This is a genomic window from Citrobacter freundii complex sp. 2024EL-00216, from assembly GCF_043945515.1.
GTDB lineage: Bacteria > Pseudomonadota > Gammaproteobacteria > Enterobacterales > Enterobacteriaceae > Citrobacter > Citrobacter portucalensis.
In genome coordinates this window covers 70,026-86,156 of sequence record NZ_JBIMRA010000016.1, presented here as the reverse complement: position 1 = coordinate 86,156, position 16,131 = coordinate 70,026, and the positions used below count along the sequence as shown (strand labels likewise).

The 16,131-nt window shown below is 52.7% G+C and carries 14 protein-coding genes; 9 read left to right on the top strand and 5 right to left on the bottom strand.

Features of this window, described 5'->3' with window-relative positions:
- A partial coding sequence (locus ACHHZ7_RS18875) for an IS1 family transposase (RefSeq protein WP_001568368.1) occupies positions 1-71 on the bottom strand: 71 nt, incomplete at its 3' end.
- Positions 72-465: 394 nt separating this feature from the next.
- Between ACHHZ7_RS18875 and ACHHZ7_RS18870 the strand changes: the two genes are divergently transcribed.
- Together ACHHZ7_RS18870 and ACHHZ7_RS18865 are read left to right on the top strand one after the other, a co-directional pair.
- On the top strand, positions 466-1,281 hold the full coding sequence (locus tag ACHHZ7_RS18870) for a helix-turn-helix domain-containing protein (protein ID WP_060682938.1): 816 nt from the start codon (positions 466-468) through the stop codon (positions 1,279-1,281).
- Positions 1,282-1,447: 166 nt separating this feature from the next.
- On the top strand, positions 1,448-1,921 hold the full coding sequence (locus tag ACHHZ7_RS18865; RefSeq protein WP_060682937.1) for a 4Fe-4S dicluster domain-containing protein: 474 nt from the start codon (positions 1,448-1,450) through the stop codon (positions 1,919-1,921).
- 34 nt (positions 1,922-1,955) lie between these two features.
- Here the strand turns inward: ACHHZ7_RS18865 and avtA are convergent, their stop codons facing one another.
- A complete protein-coding gene (gene avtA, locus ACHHZ7_RS18860; protein ID WP_060682936.1) occupies positions 1,956-3,206 on the bottom strand; it encodes a valine--pyruvate transaminase in 1,251 nt (416 codons plus the stop codon).
- 176 nt (positions 3,207-3,382) lie between these two features.
- A complete protein-coding gene (gene malS / locus ACHHZ7_RS18855; protein ID WP_060682935.1) occupies positions 3,383-5,413 on the bottom strand; it encodes an alpha-amylase in 2,031 nt (676 codons plus the stop codon).
- Between the two features lie 316 nt (positions 5,414-5,729).
- Between malS and ACHHZ7_RS18850 the strand changes: the two genes are divergently transcribed.
- Positions 5,730-6,554 (top strand): protein bax, encoded by an 825-nt coding sequence (locus tag ACHHZ7_RS18850; protein ID WP_008786441.1) that lies wholly within the window; start codon positions 5,730-5,732, stop codon positions 6,552-6,554.
- 44 nt (positions 6,555-6,598) lie between these two features.
- Here ACHHZ7_RS18850 and xylR read toward each other — a convergent pair whose 3' ends face one another.
- Positions 6,599-7,777 carry a D-xylose utilization transcriptional activator XylR gene (xylR, locus tag ACHHZ7_RS18845; protein WP_008786439.1) on the bottom strand — a complete coding sequence of 393 codons (1,179 nt, stop codon included), beginning with the start codon at positions 7,775-7,777 and terminating at the stop codon, positions 6,599-6,601.
- A gap of 361 nt (positions 7,778-8,138) precedes the next feature.
- On the opposite strand from xylR, the gene xylA reads away from it, so the two are divergent.
- The 3 genes from xylA (at position 8,139) to yiaB (ending at position 11,520) form a co-directional block, all read left to right on the top strand.
- Positions 8,139-9,461, top strand: a complete 1,323-nt coding sequence (xylA, locus tag ACHHZ7_RS18840; protein ID WP_048236992.1) for a xylose isomerase — start codon at positions 8,139-8,141, stop codon at positions 9,459-9,461.
- Positions 9,462-9,532: 71 nt separating this feature from the next.
- Positions 9,533-10,987, top strand: coding sequence for a xylulokinase (xylB, locus tag ACHHZ7_RS18835; protein WP_192464011.1), 1,455 nt, complete (start codon positions 9,533-9,535; stop codon positions 10,985-10,987).
- Between the two features lie 167 nt (positions 10,988-11,154).
- Positions 11,155-11,520, top strand: a complete 366-nt coding sequence (gene yiaB, locus ACHHZ7_RS18830) for an inner membrane protein YiaB (protein WP_008786436.1) — start codon at positions 11,155-11,157, stop codon at positions 11,518-11,520.
- Here yiaB and ACHHZ7_RS18825 read toward each other — a convergent pair.
- Positions 11,517-12,512, bottom strand: coding sequence for an acyltransferase (locus ACHHZ7_RS18825; RefSeq protein WP_008786435.1), 996 nt, complete (start codon positions 12,510-12,512; stop codon positions 11,517-11,519). The genes yiaB and ACHHZ7_RS18825 overlap by 4 nt on opposite strands.
- A 172-nt stretch (positions 12,513-12,684) precedes the next feature.
- Here ACHHZ7_RS18825 and ACHHZ7_RS18820 point away from each other — a divergent pair, with 172 nt between their 5' ends.
- The 3 genes from ACHHZ7_RS18820 to glyS all read left to right on the top strand — a co-directional run bounded on the left by ACHHZ7_RS18820 (position 12,685) and on the right by glyS (position 16,079).
- Complete coding sequence (locus tag ACHHZ7_RS18820) at positions 12,685-12,993, top strand: YsaB family lipoprotein (protein ID WP_020996059.1); 309 nt, start codon at positions 12,685-12,687, stop codon at positions 12,991-12,993.
- A 95-nt stretch (positions 12,994-13,088) separates the two neighbouring features.
- Positions 13,089-14,000 carry a glycine--tRNA ligase subunit alpha gene (gene glyQ / locus ACHHZ7_RS18815; RefSeq protein ID WP_001168551.1) on the top strand — a complete coding sequence of 304 codons (912 nt, stop codon included), beginning with the start codon at positions 13,089-13,091 and terminating at the stop codon, positions 13,998-14,000.
- 9 nt (positions 14,001-14,009) lie between these two features.
- Positions 14,010-16,079 (top strand): glycine--tRNA ligase subunit beta, encoded by a 2,070-nt coding sequence (gene glyS / locus ACHHZ7_RS18810; RefSeq protein ID WP_008786433.1) that lies wholly within the window; start codon positions 14,010-14,012, stop codon positions 16,077-16,079.
- The last annotated feature ends 52 nt before the right edge of the window (positions 16,080-16,131 follow it).

Below are 16,131 nucleotides of genomic sequence, written 5' to 3'. Positions count from 1 at the left end.
GTGCTTTTGCCGTTACGCACCACCCCGTCAGTAGCTGAACAGGAGGGACAGCTGATAGAAACAGAAGCCACTGGAGCACCTCAAAAACACCATCATACACTAAATCAGTAAGTTGGCAGCATCACCCCCATAACCTATTTTTTCACGCAGGGATAATTTGTCGTCCTGGGCACGCTGTGCCAAATCAGATGTCGTAATCGGAGCCGAAGTCATAAATAACTCCCGGAGAGGATGTTCAGAAAGTATCCCGCTACGTTGCGGGTTATTTGTTTGTAATTTGCAAAGTACGTTATTTATTCTGCACGAAATGTTTGGGTCAACAAGGGAAGAGAAAAGTATAAAAAGATGACAATTCCGACTTCATTATAAAAATGTGATTTCGATCCAGCGAAAAGCAAGTTTATCGTGAATAATCAATAATAAAGAGCAGTTTAAATAATGCAAAAAGCGGGAATTTGAATATATATGCTCGAATTGTCCATGTCTCTTCCGATTAAAGTGCAAAATGGTGGGCTATTTATTTCCCGAGGTGTGGGAAGCCATCCGGCGCGGCAATTGCAATCCTGGGAAATCATCTTTGTCGAAAAAGGGACATTAACGATTTGCGAAGGTCAGACCGTTTTTTGCGTGAATGCTGGAGAAAGTTTGCTGTTATGGCCGCAGCGTTCGCATATTGGTGTGGGACAGTTTCCGGCTGATTTGAAATTTTACTGGCTACACTTTGAGGTGACAGCAGAAAACGATGCTTCACTTACAGAACCGTTGCTTGCGATTCCTCAGCATGCCCGGGTTAGCGAGCCACAATATATTATTTCGCTGTTTCGCCAGTTCTTACGCGAGCAGGAAAATATTCATCGCAGCGTTGCGCTGGAACTGATCCTACTGCTGATTTTGCAGCAAATCTCCGCGGCGGCTAGCGAGCAACCCGCAGATAGCCCCGGTAATGCGCTGGCATGGAAAGCGCAACAAATAATCCACACCCAGTTCCATCTGCCGATTAGTGCTTCAACTCTGGCGAAAGAGCTGCATTGCAATGCGGATTATCTGGGGCGTGTATTCCGTAGCGCTTTCCGGCTGACGCTAACTGAAGCATTGCATCGTCAGCGGGTAAGGGCGGCAGAAAAGCTGTTGATCAGTGACTCGCTGTCGCTTACCGAAGTGGCGATTAAATGTGGATTTAATGATGTGGGTTACTTTCGTAAAATCTTTCGTAAGCATACCAGCCTGACGCCTGCGGCGTGGAAAAGGCGCTACTGCAAAGAGCATATTAATTCGGCGTAAATGAGGATCGCCGGGTGGCGCTATGCTTACCCGGCCTACAAAAGTGCAGGCAATCCCCCAAAGTCGTTCAGGCACCTGACAATATTTAACCGTTTCCCCTGTCCGATCAAAGCGTCAGGGGCGGTCTCTCTGGCACTCTGTGGTTTTCACGCAGAGGGAGGGGGCAATGAACGCGTTTATTATGGCGGATGCGGCAAAATGTATTGGGTGTCGTACCTGCGAAGTTGCCTGCGTCGTCGCGCATCAGCAAAATCAGGACTGTGCTTCGGTCTCTTCTTCTGCGTTTATACCGCGGATTCGGGTCATCAAAGACGACGCCTTTACCACGGCGGTCGCCTGCCATCAATGCGAAGACGCTCCCTGTGCGAATGTTTGTCCAACTCACGCCATTCGTCGTGAACATGGGCATATCTTCGTTGAACAGGCACGTTGTATTGGTTGTAAAAGCTGTATGCTGGCCTGCCCGTTTGGGGCAATGAATGTCGTTGCCCGTTCGTCGCGGGTGCAGGCGATAAAATGCGATTTGTGCTGGCATCGCGAGGCGGGACCAGCGTGTGTCGAAGCCTGCCCGACCAGCGCGTTGCAGTGTATTGATGTCGTCAGTATTCAGCGCCAGCGCCTGCGTTCACAGCCGCTGTGAAGTGAGCCCGACCCGCACTTGGGTCGGGTTTGCGTTAGCCTTCCAGCCAGGCGCGTTCGATCTCTTCAGCCAGAATCTTCACGCCAGCTTCGATTTTCTCCGGCTCTGGCACGTAGTTCATCCGCATGCACTGATGGGTATGCGGCCAGGGTTTATCCAGCCCCGGGAAGAAGTAGTCACCAGGAACCATCAGTACGCCGCGCGCTTTCAGACGCTGATACAACAGTTCGGTGGTGATCGGTAAATCTTTGAACCATAGCCACAGGAAAATCGCGCCTTCAGGTTTATGGATAAGGCAGCGATCTTCAGACAAGTAGCGGCGAATAATCGCAATCGTCTCCTGAACGCGCTGATAGTAAAACGGCTTGATAACCGTTTCGGACAGGCGCAGCAGATCGTTACGTTTAATCATCTCGCACATCATCGCCGGTCCCATCCCGCCAGGTGCAAGGCTGATGATGCCGTTCATATTGGTAATCGCAGTGATGATTTTTTCATTCGCGATAATGATACCGCAGCGGGAGCCTGGCAGACCCAGCTTGGAAAGGCTCATGCACAACACAATGTTGGGGTTCCACAGTGGGCGTGCTTCGCTAAAGATAATGCCAGGGAATGGTACGCCATAGGCGTTATCAATCACCAGTGGGATCCCATGCTGGTTGGCCAGCCGGTCCAGCTTCATCAGCTCGTCGTCGGTGATCACGTTGCCTGTCGGGTTAGTGGGGCGCGATACGCAGATCATGCCCGTTTCTTCACCGATGTGCAGGTGTTCAAAATCAACGTGATACTTAAACTGGCCTTCCGGTAGCAGCTCAATGTTCGGACGTGCTGAGACGAAGAGATCATCTTCCAGCCCGGAATCGGCATAGCCAATGTATTCCGGGGCTAACGGGAATAACACTTTTTGCGTTGTTCCGTCAGCGCGGCGTCCGGCGAACAAATTGAATAAGTAGAAAAACGCGCTCTGACTGCCATTTGTCAGTGCAATATTTTGTGGCTCGATATCCCAACCCTGCTTCTCACGTAGCAGTTTCGCCAGTTCAGACAGTAGCTCGGTTTTCCCTTGCGGACCGTCATAATTGCAAAGCGCATCAGTGGCTTTGCCGTTTGCCAGCATATCTGTCAGCAGAGACTGGAAGTAATTTTGCATCTCTGGAATTTGCGCCGGATTACCACCGCCGAGCATGATGGCGCCTGGGGTGCGTAAACCGTCGTTGAGGTCCTCCATCAGGCGGGTGATGCCTGAATGGCGGGTAAATTTGTCGCCAAAAAGTGAGAATGTCATAGCAGGGGGTCTGTCGAACTGAGTAGTAAAGTGGCTAACCATAGCGCTACCTATGGCAGGGTGCAAATCAGGGGGAACGAGCTGGATTGATGTTTTGTGCTGCAGATGTTTGCCTGGCTGGTTTTTTATTTTGTGTTGGGCTTCCCGCTGTATGCACAGCGGGAAGCCTGTTGGGATCAGGGCTGACCGGCCCACACCACCATCACCTTATCGTCGCCATGCTCGCGGATAAATCCGTATCCCTGCTTCAATGTCAGCGTGGTCTGTTTACCAGCACCGATGGCGGGATGTCTGGCCCGGAACTGACTGATGCGCTGCCAGTGAGCGACGCTGGCGGCAGATTTCCCGGCCACATCCTGCCAGTTCATTTCTGAGCGCGTACCCTGCAATGGGTCTGAACCTGTTGGTCCAAAGGGCCGGGCCGACTCGTCTCCGTAAAAGAGTTGTACCGCGCCTGGCGCCAGCAGCAATAGCTCGGCGGCTTTGTCTCCACCTTCGCGGAACAGACGCGTATCGTGCGAGGAAAGATAGCTCAGGACGTTGAAATCCTGCAATTTCTCAGCCATCTGTTGCCAGGTGACATCCATATTTGCCAGACAATCGACGGCCTTTGCCGCCTGCTCCTGATAGTCGAAATTGATCATCGCATCAAAGCCGTGACGGTAATAGTCGCTTTGCATCACGCCGTGACCCCAGGCCTCGCCGGTCATCCAGAAAGGTTTGTCATCAAGCGCTTTATCCGGGTTCGCTTTCTTCCATTCAACCAGCGCCGCGCTGGCCTGTGTTTTTAACTGCTGCCAGGCGGGAAGTTCGACGTGTTTGGCGGTATCGACCCGAAACCCGTCAATCCCGTAATCACGCACCCACTGGCTGAGCCAGTGGGTCAGATAATCGCGGGGCGTATAACCAGCAATAGCTTTAGCGTGCGTATCCGGTTTGTGTTGATAAAAGTTTGGCAGCCCGGAAGGCGTGGTGGATTCGGTTTTCAGATCGGGCAGGAAAGCCAGCGACATGGTCAGGTCGTCAAAACCCGGATTGTCGTAATCGCCAATATCGGTGCGGATCCAGTTTTTCCCCCACCATTTTTCCCAGCCTGCTTTATCGCTGAAGTTGATGTAATCATTAAAGCTGTGCCAGCTTTGCCCGGCGGCTGGCTTCCAGTCCGTCCAGCGTTCACCGAGCGTGTTTTTCAGTTCATCGCCCGACAAGTACAGGGCCCCAAACTGATACTCCTGCATATCCGCCAGCGTGGCGTAGCCGGTATGATTCATGACGACATCAAACAGGATGCGAATGCCGCGCTGGTGCGCGCCGTCAACCAGCGCACGCAGGTCAGCTTCATTACCCATATTCGCATCGAGCGTGGTCCAGTCCTGAGTGTAATAGCCGTGGTAAGCATAATGGGGGAAATCGCCTTTGGTGCCACCGCCGACCCAGCCGTGGATTTGCTCAAACGGCGCGCTGATCCATAACGCATTGACGCCCAGTTGTTGCAGATAGTCGAGTTTGCTGGCAAGACCGCGTAAATCGCCCCCGTGGAAGGTGCCAATTTCCTGCATGCCATCGCTGCGCCGACCGTAGCTGTGGTCGTTGCTCGGGTCACCATTTACAAAGCGGTCTGTCAGGACGAAATACACCGTAGCGTTATGCCAGTCGAAAGCGGCCGGGGCATCGGTTTCCGCCCGTTCCAGCAGCAACAGCCCGTTGCTGGCTGCGGCAGGCTGTAGGGTAATCGACCCATTTTTTACCGTTGCCGTTTGCTGGCTGTAGAAATCACGCACCACGGCACCTTCCGGAAAGGTCTGGCTCACATCCAGTGTTAACGGCGAACCATCCCATTTCGGGCACTGGCGAATCTGGGTCGTGACAGGGTCTGCGGCGCTTTTTACCGAGAGCATCAACGTTGGCGTTCCGGAGCGGGTATCCACTTCCAGCGTGTAATCGCCGTCTTTGAATAAGCGCCACTGCGGCGGGGCGCCTTCACACGGTTTTAGCGACAGCATCTGGTTGAGTTTTATCGCATCAGCAGGCTGCCAGCACTGTTGGTCAAAATTTAGGATTAAAGGACGCGTACCCTTCGTCAACGCTGCATGGCTGACGAATTTACCCGTACCTTCCGCTTCGAAGGTGGGGAGTCCCTGAGAAGTCCATGATGAGGCGATGGCAATGCCGGGCATGAGCGCCAGCGCAACGGCGGCAAGTTTCATAATGCTGTCCTTGGTGCTGCGATTTTCGCCAGTTTGCCAGTGAAATCAGGCCGGAAACTCCTCCTTTGAGTCGATTCCGCCAGGAGGAGAAGTGAGGGTGAGCGATCGCGCGCAAAAAATGAACTCATTTTGCGATAACCTCCACATTTTCTTCGAATTAATAGCACCCTGAACCGTTAATGCGTGACATGGTTTCAGAATTGGACTATTCCTTTGGGTGCTCTTGACGGCTATTTTTGATATGATTTGAGATTCATCTCTCATTTTTGTGAAAAATATAAGGTGTTGGAATGTATAAATCCGACCAGGAGACCTAATGATATTGACTCCCATTCGACGATATGGGGCAATGATTCTTATGTTACTCACCGTTGCATTTTCTGGTGAGGTGCTGGCAAAGACACACACGGCGACAACGAGTCACAAGCCCCAGGTAATCAAGACAAGTAATACACAGGTAAGCAGTAAACAAGAGTATTCTCGCAATAGTGCAAAGAGTAGTTCACTTCCTGATTTGCGAAAATACCCTTCCGGAACACCAAGGAAAAAAGCGTTTCTCCGGACGGTTATGCCTTATATTACCAGTCAAAATGCTGCCATTACGGCGGACCGTAACTGGCTGATTTCAAAACAGTACCAGAACCGCTGGTCACCGACTGAGCGTACGCGTATGAAAGACATCGCGAAGCGCTACAAGGTGAGCTGGTCTGGCAACACGCGTAAAATCCCATGGAATACGCTGCTTGAGCGCGTAGACATTATCCCGACCAGTATGGTGGCAACCATGGCTGCGGCTGAAAGTGGCTGGGGTACGTCGAAGCTGGCGCGTAGCAACAACAACCTGTTTGGCATGAAATGTGGCAAAGGTCGTTGTAACAATGCCCCGGGTAAGGTGAAAGGCTACTCACAGTTTGAATCGGTGAAAGAGTCGGTGAATGCTTACGTCATCAACCTGAACACGCATCCGGCTTACTCTTCATTCCGTAAGTCACGTGCGCAGCTGCGTAAAGCCGATCAGGAAGTCACCGCTACCGCGATGATTCATAAGCTGAAGGGTTATTCCACTAAAGGACAGAGCTACAACAATTATCTGTTCGCAATGTATCAGGATAACCAGCGTTTAATCGCCGCGCATATGTAATTCTGTGTGCCGGATGGCGGCTTCGCCGCATCCGGCAATAATCCTCACAGCAACACTTCGCTGTTCACATCGCGATACTCTTTGGGCGTCGTGTCATACTCTTTCTTAAAGACCGAATAAAAATATTGCAGAGACGGATAGCCGCACATCTGTGAGATTTCGTTGATTGAAAGCGTGGTAGATATCAACAGGCTGCGCGCTTTTTCCAGCTTTTCGGCATGAATCACGGCGTGGATAGTCTCTCCGACCTCTTCTTTAAAACGCTTCTCCAGATTCGAACGAGAAATCCCCACTGAATCCAGCACTTGTTCAACCTTAATACCTTTACAGGCATGGTTGCGGATAAAGTGCATCGCCTGAATCACCGCCGGATCGGTTAATGAACGGTAGTCGGTTGATCGGCGTTCAATGACGCGCACCGGAGGAACCAGTGTACGTTGCAGCGGCAGCTCTTCATTTGCCAGTAAACGATGTAAGAGCTTAGCGGCCTGATACCCCATCTGCCTGGCTCCCTGGGCCACGGATGAAAGCGCCACCCGTGACAGATAGCGGGTCAGTTCTTCGTTGTCGATCCCAATCACACACAGCTTTTCCGGTACTGGAATATGCAGGTGCTCGCAGACTTGCAGGACGTGTCGTGCCCGCGCGTCGGTAACGGCGATAATACCGGTTTGCGGCGGTAGTGTTTGTAGCCAGTCCGCCAGACGATTTTGCGCGTGCTGCCAGTTTTCCGGTGCGGTTTCCAGCCCCTGATAGACAACGCCGCGGTACTTCTCTTTGGCAACCAGCTGGCAAAACGCATATTCACGTTCCGCGGCCCAGCGTTTGCCGCTTGACGATGGCAGACCATAGAACGCAAAGCGGTTAATCCCTTTTTCTTTCAGGTGCAGGAAAGCGCTTTCTACCAACGCGTGGTTGTCGGTGGCGATGTAATGTACCGGTGGATAATCTTGCTCCAGATGGTAGGAGCCTCCAACGCCGATGATGGGAACTTCAACATCGGCAAGTAATTGCGCAATATCATCATCGTCATAATCAGCAATAACGCCGTCGCCTAACCAGTCTTTAATATTATCGATACGGGCTCGGAAATCTTCCTCAATGAATATATCCCACTCGGATTGCGATGCCTGTAAATATTCACCCACACCTTCTACCACCTGGCGGTCGTAGGCTTTATTGGCATTAAATAGCAGAGTGATGCGGTGACGTTTATCAAACATAAGAACCTGTCCTGGAAAGGTTAACGTGGGCCTGTCGATACTAGCAAAACCGCAGGTACGACTGCTTGATGAAGCGTGACAAAATTCCTGATTGCCTGAGGCTACGCAAAATTTACATACTGGTCGCGGGATGACAATTGTCATTTTTTATCTGCGCATTACGGTTTTTTGTTTAATGACTAACCTTCGATCGCGATCGCTTTTTTATTTCTTTATTTAGCGCGTTTTTTTGGGAGCCAGCGCACGTTTGGGTATTCTCTTAATGGCGGTGTGAAATAACGTAATTGAGCAATAAATCAGGAAATTCCAGTATAGCCATATCGCAGTTTACTTGCCGTATTACCTGATTATGGAGCTTATTATGCCGGCTTATTTTGACCAACTCGATCGTGTTCGTTTCGAAGGCACTCAATCCACCAACCCGCTCGCATTTCGCCATTACAACCCTGACGAAATCGTATTGGGCAAGCGCATGGAAGATCATCTGCGTTTTGCGGCCTGCTACTGGCATACCTTCTGCTGGAACGGGGCGGATATGTTCGGTATGGGCGCTTTCGATCGTCCATGGCAGCAGCCTGGTGAAGCTTTGGCGCTGGCGAAACGCAAAGCGGATGTGGCATTTGAGTTTTTCCACAAGCTGAACGTGCCTTACTACTGCTTCCATGACGTGGATGTTTCGCCGGAAGGCGCGTCTTTGAAAGAGTACAAAAACAACTTTGCGCAGATGGTTGATGTGCTGGCGGCAAAACAGGAACAGAGCGGCGTGAAGCTGCTGTGGGGTACAGCAAACTGCTTCACTAACCCACGCTACGGTGCGGGTGCGGCCACAAACCCAGATCCAGAAGTGTTCAGCTGGGCCGCCACGCAGGTGGTTACGGCCATGGATGCCACGCACAAGTTAGGTGGTGAAAACTACGTTCTGTGGGGCGGCCGTGAAGGTTATGAAACACTGCTGAATACCGATCTGCGTCAGGAACGTGAGCAGATTGGTCGTTTCATGCAATTAGTCGTGGAACACAAACACAAAATCGGTTTCCAGGGCACTTTGCTTATCGAGCCGAAACCGCAGGAACCGACCAAGCACCAGTACGACTACGATGCGGCGACCGTGTACGGATTCCTCAAGCAGTTCGGTCTGGAAAAAGAGATCAAACTGAATATCGAAGCCAACCACGCTACGCTTGCAGGCCATTCGTTCCATCACGAAATCGCCACTGCTATCGCGCTGGGTCTGTTTGGCTCTGTCGATGCCAACCGCGGTGACGCACAGCTGGGCTGGGATACCGACCAGTTCCCGAACAGCGTAGAAGAGAATGCGCTGGTGATGTACGAAATCCTGAAAGCGGGCGGCTTCACTACCGGCGGCCTGAACTTTGATGCCAAAGTACGTCGTCAGAGCACCGATAAATACGATCTGTTCTATGGTCATATTGGCGCGATGGATACCATGGCGCTGTCGCTGAAAATTGCGGCCCGTATGATTGAAGACGGTGGCCTGGATCAGCGTGTGGCTAAACGTTATGCCGGTTGGAATGGTGAACTGGGCCAGCAAATTCTGAAAGGCCAGATGACGCTGACAGAAATTGCGCAGTACGCTGAACAACACAACCTGGCGCCAGTGCACCAGAGCGGTCATCAGGAATTGCTGGAAAATCTGGTAAACCATTATTTGTTCGACAAATAACGGGTCTCTGAGAACGTCCGTAAGCCCGGTCAGCTAGCGCTACCGGGCCTTTCTTTAAGGAACGATGCCTTATGTATATCGGGATAGATCTTGGCACATCAGGCGTAAAGGCCATTCTGCTCAATGAGCAGGGCGATGTGGTGGCTTCAAAAACGGAGAAACTCACCGTCTCGCGCCCGCACCCGTTATGGTCAGAACAAGACCCTGAGCAGTGGTGGCTGGCAACGGATCGCGCGGTAAAAGCACTGGGTCAGCAGCATTCACTCCGCGAGGTGAAAGCGTTGGGGATTGCCGGGCAGATGCACGGCGCGACGCTACTGGATGAACAACAGAAGGTATTGCGTCCGGCTATCTTATGGAACGACGGTCGCTGTGCTGAAGAGTGCGTGATGCTGGAGAGTCAGGTTCCGCAGTCTCGAGCCATCACTGGCAACCTGATGATGCCTGGCTTTACCGCGCCAAAACTGCTGTGGGTGCAACGCCACGAGCCGGAGATTTTCAACCAGATTGATAAAGTCCTGCTGCCGAAAGATTACCTGCGTTTGCGCATGACCGGTGATTTTGCCAGCGATATGTCTGATGCGGCAGGGACAATGTGGCTGGATGTCGCGAAGCGTGACTGGAGCGATGTCATGCTGGCTGCCTGTAAACTGACTCGCGCACATATGCCTGCGCTCTATGAAGGCAGCGAGATTACCGGAACTTTATTGCCAGACGTCGCTAAAGCCTGGGGAATGCAGGAGGTTGCGGTTGTTGCCGGAGGCGGTGATAACGCGGCGGGCGCGGTTGGCGTAGGCATGATGAATGCCGGTCAGGCGATGCTTTCGCTGGGGACATCCGGCGTCTATTTTGCGGTGAGTGATGGTTTCCTTAGCAAACCGGAAAGTGCGGTTCACAGTTTTTGCCATGCTTTGCCTGAGCGATGGCATCTGATGTCTGTAATGTTAAGTGCGGCATCGTGTCTGGACTGGGCGGCAAAATTAACCGGACTGGCGAGCGTTCCTGCGTTGATTGACGCTGCGCAACAGGCGGATGAACACGCGGAGCCGGTCTGGTTTTTACCTTATTTGTCCGGCGAGCGTACGCCGCATAACAATCCGCAGGCCAAGGGCGTATTTTTCGGTCTGACGCATCAGCATGGTCCGGCAGAACTGGCGCAGGCGGTGCTGGAAGGTGTGGGTTTTGCGCTGGCTGACGGTATGGACGTGGTACATGCCTGTGGCGTTCAGCCCGCCAGCATTACGCTGATCGGCGGTGGGGCACGCAGTGAATACTGGCGTCAGATGCTATCTGACATCAGTGGATTGCAGCTGGATTACCGTACCGGCGGTGACGTTGGCCCTGCACTCGGCGCGGCGCGCCTGGCGCAAGTTGCCATGAATCCGCAAACGTCGTTATCAGAGTTTCTGCCTCAGCTTACGCTGGAGCAGGCGCATTATCCTGACGCGGAGCGTCATGCTCGTTATCAACAGCGTCGAGAAACCTTCCGTCGTATCTATCAGCAATTACAACCGCTGATGTCCTGACCACTTTCCCCTCTGGCTAGCAGAGGGGAATTTGCCGCATACATATATCCACAAAAATAATAAATTACACGTATGGATGTATTCTGAAAGTCCTGTGTAGTCGCTTTTTTCTGTGTTGTCTTTAGCGGGTTATTCATATTGTATCCATGATGGATAAGGAGATCCCAATGAAGACAACCAGGCTGTTGCCATGGATACTATTCCTCTCAGGCATACTGACTTACAGTATCGGTTTATGGCGCGCATGCCCGTTATTGAGCGGCAAGGGGTATTTTTTGGGGGCGCTGATGACGGGGATGTTCGTAACGTATGCCTATCAGCGCGCAGTAAATCTCAATCAAAACGATGAACGCTTCACTTCCGTATGTCAGATGGTGGCGCTCATCACGGCAGGGTTGTTGCTGGTGGGGGTGTGGAATGCCCCGTTGGCGTCCTTCGAAATAGGGTTATACCCGGCAGCATTCTTCGTCTGTTTAATGGGGCAATTTTTACTGCAGCGTTCGCGTAAGAAGGCGCTGCCTGGAGACACCTAACTCACCAGCCTGCGCGTATCAATACGCTGCAACAGAATAGACAACAGTAAACTTCCTGCCAGCGTGGCGCTGAAAATCCACAGCATATCCAGCGGCGGCCAGTTTTTGAGTTCAATTCCGTTGGTACGTAGTGCGTGAATGATCAGCGCATGAAAACCATATATGCCCAATGAATGGCGAGAAATAAGGCCCAGTAGCGGCAGAGTACGTGCGCTGAGCGTATTTTTGACCAGCGTCAGGAGCGAGGTGGCGCAAATAAATACTGCTGGGCCGCAGTAGAGGTACCAGGTGTCGGCAAAATTGCCTCGCCAGCGCAGTTCATGCAACGTGCCCCGAGAAATAATAAACACCGCGGTGATGAACAACGCCGCACAGAGCCAGCTGAGCAAGCGCTTTTGCGTATCCATCATGCCAATCGCCCGGCCCAGCATGCCGTACAGGATGTAATAGAAAGTATCGCCACTGATGTACAGGTTGACTGGGAGCCACTCAAAGCCGCCGATTTTTTGCGAGACGGTGTTGGGATTGGCAATCACCCCAATCACAACCATGAGCGCCAGTAGCATCTTGCCGCTGATATTTTTCACCTGTATCAGCGGAGAAACCAGGTAGATGACGGCGATCGCGAAGAAAAACCACAGGTGATAGAACACCGGCTTTTGCAGTAGGTTCTTCAGCGACAGCTCAGCGTTGATCGAGGTAAACAGCAGAATATAGGCCAGCGCCACGCTGCTGTAAAACAGGATGCAGAGCGCGATGCGCAGGAAATGGCGCGGTTTGGCGCTACGCTCACCAAAGAACAGATAGCCCGAAATCATAAAGAACAGCGGAACGCTGACGCGAGAGGCTGAATTGAGCACGTTAGCCAGATCCCAATTCAACGGGCTGACGCTTTGCGCATTGGTGATGTACCAGGTTGTGGTGTGGATCATCACGACCATTAAACAGGCTATCCCGCGCAGGTTATCAATCCAGAAAATTTTGGGCTGCATCAGTTCCTCTGTGTCCATTAAAAAAAGTCTGACCGATATTTTGCGAACGTAGCTCACTGGAATAATCCGAGTTCTTACGCTAAAGCTTGAGATGGTCTGATGAGATTCTCAAAATAGGATCTGTTTCCAGACACTAATAATAAGACTGACCAGCAAACCAGGCGGTAATAAAATGATGATGAAGTATTTCTTTCCCGCGATCGCTGCCCTTTTGCTGGTAGCGTGCGCTGACACACAATCGTCTGCACCTGCGCAGAAAGCGCAAAAGGTTAAGGTCAGTGCCACACGTTCGCTGGATATGGAGTCATTGTGCAAAAATGAGGCGGCGCAACGCTACAACACTGGCGCGCAGAAAATTGATATCTCCGGCCTGGAGCAATTCCAGGGCAGCTATGAGATGCGTGGTTCTACCTTCCGTAAAGAGAGTTTTGTCTGCTCTTTTGATGCAGACGGGCAGTTTTTGCACCTTTCCATGCGCTAAGTTCCCCCTTTTTCCCGTTTCGTACTGTATATCTTGCAGCCAGCGGGTATACTGATCGCTTCCTTTAAATCCACACGTATCCAGCACGAAATAATATGCAAAAGTTTGATACCAGGACCTTCCAGGGCTTGATCCTGACCTTACAGGATTACTGGGCTCGCCAGGGCTGCACCATCGTTCAACCATTGGACATGGAAGTCGGCGCGGGAACATCTCACCCAATGACCTGCCTGCGTGCGCTGGGGCCGGAACCGATGGCGACTGCGTATGTGCAGCCTTCTCGTCGTCCGACCGATGGCCGCTATGGCGAAAACCCAAACCGCTTACAGCACTACTATCAGTTCCAGGTAGTGATTAAGCCGTCTCCGGACAACATTCAGGAGCTGTACCTGGGTTCTCTGAAAGAGCTGGGTATGGACCCGACCATTCACGATATCCGTTTCGTGGAAGATAACTGGGAAAACCCGACGCTGGGTGCCTGGGGTCTGGGTTGGGAAGTGTGGCTGAACGGCATGGAAGTGACGCAGTTCACCTACTTCCAGCAGGTTGGTGGCCTGGAATGTAAACCAGTAACCGGGGAAATTACTTACGGTCTGGAACGTCTGGCCATGTACATTCAGGGCGTAGACAGCGTTTACGACCTGGTCTGGAGCGACGGCCCGCTGGGTAAAACCACTTACGGTGACGTGTTCCATCAGAACGAAGTGGAGCAATCCACCTACAACTTCGAATACGCCGATGTGGACTTCCTGTTCACCTGCTTCGAGCAGTACGAGAAAGAAGCGCAGCAGCTGCTGGCGCTGGAAAATCCGCTGCCGCTGCCTGCGTATGAACGTATTCTGAAAGCCGCCCATAGCTTCAACCTGCTGGATGCGCGTAAAGCCATCTCCGTCACCGAGCGTCAGCGCTATATCCTGCGCATTCGCACCCTGACCAAAGCAGTGGCAGAAGCTTACTACGCTTCCCGTGAAGCCCTTGGCTTCCCGATGTGCAACAAAGACAAATAAGAGGCGGCCATGTCTGAGAAAACTTTTCTGGTGGAAATCGGCACTGAAGAGCTGCCACCAAAAGCACTGCGCAGCCTGGCTGAGTCCTTTGCTGCAAACTTTACCGCGGAGCTGGATAACGCTGGCATCGCGCACGGCAACGTTGAGTGGTTCGCCGCGCCGCGTCGTCTGGCGCTGAAAGTCGCGAATCTGGCGGAATCTCAACCCGATCGCGAAGTCGAAAAACGCGGTCCGGCCATTGCTCAGGCGTTTGACGCTGAAGGCAAACCGAGCAAAGCGGCAGAAGGTTGGGCACGTGGCTGCGGCATCACGGTTGATCAGGCTGAGCGTCTGACTACCGACAAAGGCGAATGGCTGCTGTACCGTGCGCATGTAAAAGGCGAAAGCGCAGAAACGCTGCTGCCAAACATGATCGCCACGTCACTGGCGAAGCTGCCTATCCCGAAACTGATGCGCTGGGGCGCGTCTGATGTCCACTTCGTGCGTCCGGTTCACACCGTGACCCTGCTGTTGGGCGACAAGGTGATTCCGGCAACGATTCTGGGCATTCAGTCCGATCGCGTGATCCGTGGACACCGCTTTATGGGCGAGCCGGAATTCACCATCGATTCTGCCGATCAGTACCCGGAAATCCTGCGTGAACGCGGCAAAGTAATTGCGGATTACGCTGAGCGTAAAGCGAAAATCAAAGCCGATGCTGAAGAAGCAGCGCGTAAGATTGGCGGTAACGCTGACCTGAGCGAAAGCCTGCTGGAAGAAGTCACCTCGCTGGTGGAATGGCCGGTAGTGCTGACCGCGAAATTCGAAGAGAAATTCCTCGCAGTTCCGTCTGAAGCGCTGGTTCACACCATGAAAGGTGACCAGAAGTACTTCCCGGTTTACGCGAACGACGGCAAACTGCTGCCGAACTTTATCTTCGTTGCCAACATCGAATCGAAAGATCCGATCCAGATTATCTCCGGTAACGAGAAAGTCGTTCGTCCGCGCCTGGCGGATGCCGAGTTCTTCTTCAATACCGACCGTAAAAAACGTCTGGAAGACCATCTGCCGCGTCTGCAAACCGTGCTGTTCCAACAGCAACTGGGTACGCTGCGCGACAAGACTGACCGTATCCAGGCGCTGGCGGGCTGGATTGCTGGTCAGATTGGCGCTGATGTTAACCACGCAACGCGTGCTGGCCTGCTGTCCAAGTGTGACCTGATGACCAACATGGTCTTCGAGTTCACCGACACCCAGGGTGTGATGGGCATGCACTACGCGCGTCACGATGGCGAAGCGGAAGATGTAGCTGTGGCGCTGAACGAACAGTATCAGCCGCGTTTTGCCGGTGATGATCTGCCGTCGAACCCGGTAGCTTGTGCCGTGGCGATTGCTGACAAGATGGACACCCTGGCGGGTATCTTCGGTATCGGTCAGCATCCGAAAGGCGACAAAGACCCGTTTGCGCTGCGTCGTGCTGCGCTGGGTGTGCTGCGTATTATCGTTGAGAAGAACCTGAATCTGGATCTGCAAACGCTGACCGAAGAAGCGGTTCGTCTGTATGGTGACAAGCTGACCAACGCCAACGTGGTGGATGACGTTATCGACTTTATGCTCGGTCGCTTCCGCGCCTGGTATCAGGACGAAGGTTATACCGTCGACACCATTCAGGCCGTGCTGGCACGTCGTCCGACTCGTCCGGCTGATTTTGACGCACGTATGAAGGCGGTTTCGCACTTCCGTACGCTGGAAGCCGCGTCCGCGCTGGCTGCCGCGAACAAGCGTGTATCGAACATCCTGGCGAAGTCTGAAGAGACGCTGAATGACCGCGTGAATGCGGCAACGCTGAAAGAGCCGGAAGAAATTGCGCTGGCGATGCAGGTGGTTGTGCTGCGTGATAAGCTGGAGCCTGTCTTCGCTGCCGGTCGTTACCAGGAAGCGCTGGTTGAGTTGGCGGAACTGCGTGAACCGGTTGATGCGTTCTTCGAGAAAGTGATGGTCAACGTAGAAGATAAAGATCTGCGTATTAACCGTCTGTCTATGCTCGAAAAACTGCGCGAGCTGTTCTTGCGCGTGGCAGATATTTCTCTGCTGCAGTAACGACCCTGCGCTGACTTAGAAAATGCCGGATGGCGGCTTCGCCTTATCCGGC